The following is a 6,116-nucleotide window of genomic DNA, read 5'->3' as shown; positions in this document are numbered from 1 at the left end:
TCCCTTGTGGCGCAAGGGGTTAGCTGTCCTTTTGTATTTTTTAAGTGATAAAGTCGGGATTATACCATATTTTCATCAGTCTCATTCTCCATAAATATTCAAAAAATAGACAGAAAATTCTTGATTTTGTCTATCGTTTATACTATAATCATAATCACTACACAGAAAGGAGATTATTATGAAAAGAATCATTCATGCTTGGAACAAGGCAAGCCTTGTCAAGCGTATCTTGATTGGTATGCTTTGTGGGGGAATTCTAGGACTGACCCTTCCTAATCTCTCAGGAATTGGGCTACTCGGGGATTTATTCGTTGGAGGTCTAAAAGCTGTTGCTCCTATCCTAGTCTTTGCTCTCGTTGCTAATGCCCTTTCCCAACATCAAAAGGGACAAGATAGCAATATGAAAACTGTTGTTTTCTTGTATATCCTAGGAACTTTTGCCGCTGCTCTTGTAGCTGTACTAGCAAGTTTCATCGTCCCTATTGAAATCACCCTAAATAGTGCTAATACCGATATTGCTCCACCAGATGGGATTGGACAGGTCCTCAGCAACCTCTTGCTCAAACTGGTTGACAATCCAGTCAACGCCCTGCTTACTGCTAACTATATTGGAATCTTATCTTGGGCAGTCATTTTTGGAATTGCTATGAGAGAGGCCAGCAAAAATAGTAAAGAATTACTAAAAACTATCGCTGACGTGACTTCTAAAATTGTCGAATGGATCATCAATCTGGCTCCATTTGGAATCCTTGGTCTTGTTTTTAAAACCATTTCTGACAAGGGAATCGGAAGCCTTGCCAACTACGGTATTTTATTGGTTCTATTAGTAACGACTATGCTTTTTGTTGCCCTTGTGGTCAACCCTTTGATTGCCTTCTTCTTTATGAGACGCAACCCTTACCCTCTAGTTTGGAACTGCCTCCGTGTCAGCGGTGTGACAGCCTTCTTCACTCGTAGTTCTGCGGCTAACATTCCTGTCAACATGAAACTCTGCCATGACCTTGGACTCAACCCAGATACCTATTCTGTTTCTATCCCACTTGGCTCTACTATCAACATGGCTGGAGCAGCGATTACCATTAACGTTTTGACCCTTGCTGCGGTAAACACTCTTGGAATCCCTGTTGACTTTGCCACAGCCTTTGTCCTCAGTGTGGTAGCAGCTATCTCAGCCTGCGGTGCTTCTGGTATTGCGGGAGGTTCCCTCCTTCTTATCCCAGTTGCTTGTAGCCTTTTCGGTATTTCTAACGATATTGCCATGCAAGTTGTTGGGGTTGGATTTGTGATTGGGGTCATCCAAGACTCATGTGAAACAGCCCTTAACTCTTCTACAGACGTCCTCTTTACTGCCGTTGCCGAATACGCAGCAGCCCGTAAAAAATAACTCATAAAGACAAGCCTGCTCAGGTCTTGTCTTTTACGCTTTTATTCTAACTTATTAGGAAACTCTTATGTCTATTAGCCAACGTACGACCAAGCTCATCTTAGCTACCTGTCTTGCCTGTTTTCTTGCTTATTTTCTCAATCTTTCCTCAGCAATTTCGGCTGGAATTATCGCTCTCTTGAGCCTATCTGATACGCGTAGAAGTACTTTAAAACTGGCTCGCAATCGACTCTTTTCCATGCTCCTAGCTCTGGCTATCGGTGTTCTAGCTTTTCACTTGAGCGGATTTCATATCTGGAGCCTTGGTCTCTATCTTGCCTTCTATGTGCCTCTAGCCTACAAGATGGGCTGGGAAATTGGCATCACACCAAGCACTGTTTTGGTTAGCCATCTCTTGGTACAAGAGTCAACCTCTCCAGACCTTCTAGTCAATGAATTCTTTCTCTTTGCTATCGGTACAGGATTTGCTTTACTGGTCAATCTCTACATGCCTTCACGAGAAGAGGAAATTCATCACTACCACACATTGGTAGAAGAAAAGTTAAAAGACATCCTCCTACGCTTCAAATATTATTTATCCAGAGGGGATGGACGCAACCGAGCACAGCTGGTGGAAGAATTGGACACCCTTTTGGAAGAAGCCCTCAGACTGGTCTATTTGGATCACTCAGACCACCTCTTTCACCAGACTGATTACCATATTCACTACTTTGAGATGAGACAGCTACAAAGTCGTATCCTGCGAAACATGGCCCAGCAAATCAACACCTGTCACCTAGCTGCCAGTGAGAGCCTGATTTTGGCTCAACTCTTTTCAAAAATTGCAGGTCAACTGAGCCAGACCAATCCTGCTTCTGATTTGCTAGATGAAATCGAACGCTATCTGGAAGTCTTCCGAAACCGCAGTCTGCCCAAGACAAGAGAAGAATTTGAAACCCGCGCTACCCTTCTTCAACTCCTACGTGAATCCAAAACCTTCATCCAAGTAAAAGTTGATTTTTACAAAAATATGGACAGTAAAAAAGAAAACCACTAAAAAACAGAACTTGCCAGCATTCTTGAAAAGTAGTATAATTATTGCATGCGCAATCATCTTGTGACGCAGAGACTGCCCGTTAATGGACTTTCTTCTATTTATGACTCTAAAAAGAAAGGAGACACTATGACCTATTTGGAAAAATGGTTTGACTTCAATCGGCGTCAGAAAGAAATTGAAAGTCTCCTGGAAGAGACCATTGCCCAACAGAGCGAGCAAAGTCTGACCTTGAAAGAGTTCTACCTACTCTACTATCTGGACTTGGCCCAAGAAAAATCTCTACGCCAGATTGACCTGCCAGATAAGCTTCATCTGAGCCCGAGCGCAGTTTCTAGGATGGTGGCTCGCTTGGAAGCTAAAAATTGCGGTCTACTCAGTCGCATGTGCTGCCATCAAGATAGACGCTCTAGTTTTATCTGCCTGACAAATGATGGGCAAAAGACACTGGCCTCGCTACAAAAGGCTGTCGAAGAAAGCTTGGAAGCAGGTTTGGATTTCTTGATTTAAGATGATTTTAGAAAAAAGTTGCGTGCGCAATCATTTTTATTGACATTCTCTTTTACAAGGAGTAAAATAAAGTCAAGATTAAACAAAGGAGTTTTATATGATCGAAATTACTTATCTAGACGCCAGTAAGAACGAAAGAACTGTGACTTTCGAATCCTATGAAGATTTTGATCGTTCGCAACAAGCTTGCATTATCGGCGTCGCAGACTACTACCCTGTCCAAAAATTGACTTATAAGGATCATGATTTGGACTACCATGGGACTTATGGAGATATCTTCTTCTATCTCAAGAAACAAGATTTAAGCCAATATAACTAAAAAAGGAGAAATACAATGGCAAAAGCAATTACAGATGCAACATTCGAACAAGAAACAAAAGACGGTTTGGTCTTAGTAGACTTCTGGGCAACTTGGTGTGGTCCATGTCGTATGCAAGGTCCAATCTTGGACAAATTGTCTGAAGAACTTTCAGAAGATGTCTTGAAAATCGTTAAAATGGACGTTGATGAAAATCCAAACACAGCTCGTGCTTTTGGAATCATGTCTATTCCAACTCTTCTCTTCAAAAAAGACGGCCAAGTTGTCAAACAAGTTGCTGGTGTTCACACAGCAGAACAAATCAAGGCCATCGTTGCTGAATTGAGCTAATCAAACGAGAGACCAAGTACTTTCTTTGGTCTCTTTTTTCTTGCCCTTTGCCATTTTTCAAAAAATATGCTAGACTGTAAGTAGAATATTACGATGTTTGGGACATGCCATCGCTAAAAAAAACCTTGACTTGGTATTTTTTAGCTCCCTCAAGGGAGCTTTTTGCGTGCTCTGAACATTTCCCATTTTGGAAGGAGTACTATGAAACGTCAATCAGCCTTGGTCGTCTTTAGTGGCGGTCAAGATTCCACAACCTGCCTTTTCTGGGCTAAAGAACACTATGAAACGGTCGAAGCCGTCACCTTTGCCTACGGCCAACGCCATCATCTCGAAATTCAAATCACTAGAGAAATCGCTAAGGAACAAGGCATTCGTCATCACATCCTAGATATGTCTCTGCTGGGACAAATCACTGAAAATGCCTTGACTTCTGATCTGGAAATTGAGCAAAAAGAGGGAGAGGTTCCCAATACCTTTGTTGATGGTCGCAACCACCTCTTTCTATCCTTTGCGGCAGTCCTTGCCAAGCAACGAGGCATTAAAGATATCGTGACAGGTGTCTGCGAGACAGACTTCTCAGGCTACCCCGATTGTCGAGATGTCTTTGTCAAATCCCTTAATGTTACCCTCAACCTTGCCATGGATTACGACTTCGTTATCCAAACACCTCTCATGTGGCTAGACAAGGCTGAAACTTGGGAGTTAGCTGACCAACTCGGTGCCTTTGACTATGTTCGTGAAAAGACCTTAACCTGCTACAACGGGATTATCGGACGTGGTTGTGGAGATTGCCCAGCCTGCCACCTACGTCAACATGGGTTAAATGTTTATCTCTCACAGAAAGGAGAAGCCTAATGTTTTTTGCACCCAAAGAAATCAAACAGGAAACCGGGGAGTCTCTGGTCTACAACCCTCACAGAACCTTGGTATCAAAAGAGTTTACCTTCGATGCTGCCCACCACCTCTTTCACTATGAGGGAAAATGCAAATCCCTTCATGGTCACACCTATCATCTGCAGATTGCTGTCAGTGGATTTTTAGATGAACGTGGCATGACCTACGATTTTGGAGACATCAAAGCAATCTACAAGAACTACTTAGAGCCCCACTTGGATCATCGCTATCTCAATGAAACTCTTCCCTATATGAACACGACTGCTGAAAATATGGTTTACTGGATTTTCCAAACCATGGACCAAGAGTTGCCAGACGAACGTGGTCTCCGTTTGGAATACGTTCGCCTCTATGAGACTCCGACTGCCTTTGCGGAGTTTAGACGGGAGTGGTTAGATGACTAGGGAACGTGTCCTCAAACTACCAGTTCTGGAAATTTTCGGCCCAACCTTTCAAGGCGAAGGCCGTGCAATCGGGCAGAAAACCATGTTTGTCCGCACTGCTGGTTGCGACTATCACTGCGACTGGTGCGATTCTGCCTTTACTTGGGATGGCTCTGAAAAGCCAACTCGTATGACAGCTGACGAGGTCATTGCTGCCTTGGATAAATTGGGGAGCTATGACTATGTAACCCTATCTGGGGGAAATCCTGCTATCCTAGCAGCCAACATGGCTGAACTCGTCACCAAACTCAAGGAACGTGGTGTCACTCTGGCTGTTGAGACCCAAGGCTCCCGCTGGCAAAATTGGTTAAAAGACATCGACCAGGTCACCCTCAGTCCCAAACCTCCTTCATCCAAGATGGAAGTCAACTTTGAGACCTTGGACTTTATCGTTTCCCAACTGGATCCAGACAAGGTCACCTTTAAAATCCCTGTCTTTGATGATGCAGATTTGGCCTTTGCCCGAGGCATACAAGAGCGCTACCAACCAGATGTTCTCTTCTTATCAGCAGGAAATCCTGAGCCCAAGGCCACAGGCAATATTGTCCAAGACCAACTAGACCGACTCAAAGAACTTTGGGAACGCATCGCCGCTGATGATAGCTGGGGCAATGTCCGCGTCCTTCCTCAACTGCATACCCTCCTCTACGATAACCAACGTGGAGTTTAAGATTAGAAAGAAAAAATCATGTCACAACAAGAAGAAATGAAAAACCTAAGCCTACTGGGCAACAAAGAAACCAACTACATTTTCGAATATCAACCAGAAATCCTCGAATCCTTTGACAATCGTCATGTGGAAAATGACTATTTCATCAAATTTAACTGTCCTGAATTTACCTCACTTTGCCCAATCACTGCTCAGCCAGACTTTGCAACTATCTATATTTCCTACATTCCTGACAAGCTCTGTGTTGAGTCAAAATCCCTCAAACTCTACCTCTTTAGCTACCGAAACCACGGAGATTTCCACGAAAACTGTATCAACACCATCGGGAAAGACTTGGTCAACTTGCTAGACCCTCGCTATTTGGAGGTTTGGGGAAAATTCACTCCACGCGGTGGCATCTCAATTGACCCCTACTACAATTACGGTAAGCCAGGAACTAAGTATGAAGGCTTGGCAGAACAACGCCTCTTCCAACACGACCTTTATCCAGAGAAAATTGACAACCGCTAAACTCATACTCAATAAAAATCAAA

9 protein-coding genes are annotated in these 6,116 nt (G+C 43.5%); all 9 read left to right on the top strand.

The genetic code is table 11. The features are described from left to right. Positions 1 to 178: 178 nt before the first annotated feature. The 9 genes from sstT (at position 179) to queF (ending at position 6,093) form a co-directional block, all read left to right on the top strand. Positions 179 to 1,384, top strand: a complete 1,206-nt coding sequence (sstT, locus tag HT723_RS04130; RefSeq protein ID WP_000821228.1) for a serine/threonine transporter SstT — start codon at positions 179 to 181, stop codon at positions 1,382 to 1,384. Between the two features lie 67 nt (positions 1,385 to 1,451). Continuing rightward, positions 1,452 to 2,420 (top strand): aromatic acid exporter family protein, encoded by a 969-nt coding sequence (locus tag HT723_RS04125; RefSeq protein ID WP_172934699.1) that lies wholly within the window; start codon positions 1,452 to 1,454, stop codon positions 2,418 to 2,420. A 126-nt stretch (positions 2,421 to 2,546) separates the two neighbouring features. Continuing rightward, on the top strand, positions 2,547 to 2,927 hold the full coding sequence (locus HT723_RS04120; protein ID WP_000221629.1) for a MarR family transcriptional regulator: 381 nt from the start codon (positions 2,547 to 2,549) through the stop codon (positions 2,925 to 2,927). 97 nt (positions 2,928 to 3,024) lie between these two features. Further along, on the top strand, positions 3,025 to 3,246 hold the full coding sequence (locus tag HT723_RS04115; RefSeq protein ID WP_000570252.1) for a DUF4649 family protein: 222 nt from the start codon (positions 3,025 to 3,027) through the stop codon (positions 3,244 to 3,246). 15 nt (positions 3,247 to 3,261) lie between these two features. Continuing rightward, entirely contained in the window at positions 3,262 to 3,576 is a 315-nt protein-coding gene (trxA, locus tag HT723_RS04110; RefSeq protein ID WP_001029581.1) for a thioredoxin, read from the top strand. Positions 3,577 to 3,777: 201 nt separating this feature from the next. Further along, on the top strand, positions 3,778 to 4,431 hold the full coding sequence (gene queC, locus HT723_RS04105) for a 7-cyano-7-deazaguanine synthase QueC (protein ID WP_172934698.1): 654 nt from the start codon (positions 3,778 to 3,780) through the stop codon (positions 4,429 to 4,431). After that, positions 4,431 to 4,874, top strand: coding sequence for a 6-carboxytetrahydropterin synthase QueD (gene queD / locus HT723_RS04100; protein WP_023941074.1), 444 nt, complete (start codon positions 4,431 to 4,433; stop codon positions 4,872 to 4,874). The genes queC and queD overlap by 1 nt, the downstream gene beginning before the upstream one ends. Next, on the top strand, positions 4,867 to 5,583 hold the full coding sequence (gene queE / locus HT723_RS04095) for a 7-carboxy-7-deazaguanine synthase QueE (protein WP_023938861.1): 717 nt from the start codon (positions 4,867 to 4,869) through the stop codon (positions 5,581 to 5,583). Before queD ends, queE begins: the two co-directional genes overlap by 8 nt. An 18-nt stretch (positions 5,584 to 5,601) precedes the next feature. Continuing rightward, entirely contained in the window at positions 5,602 to 6,093 is a 492-nt protein-coding gene (queF, locus tag HT723_RS04090; RefSeq protein ID WP_023938863.1) for a preQ(1) synthase, read from the top strand. The last annotated feature ends 23 nt before the right edge of the window (positions 6,094 to 6,116 follow it).

Origin of the sequence: Streptococcus sp. 2106, assembly GCF_013277315.1 — a bacterium.
GTDB classification, from domain to species: domain Bacteria; phylum Bacillota; class Bacilli; order Lactobacillales; family Streptococcaceae; genus Streptococcus; species Streptococcus pseudopneumoniae.
Note: the sequence above shows the minus strand (reverse complement) of the source record. Positions and strands in the feature narration are given on the sequence as shown.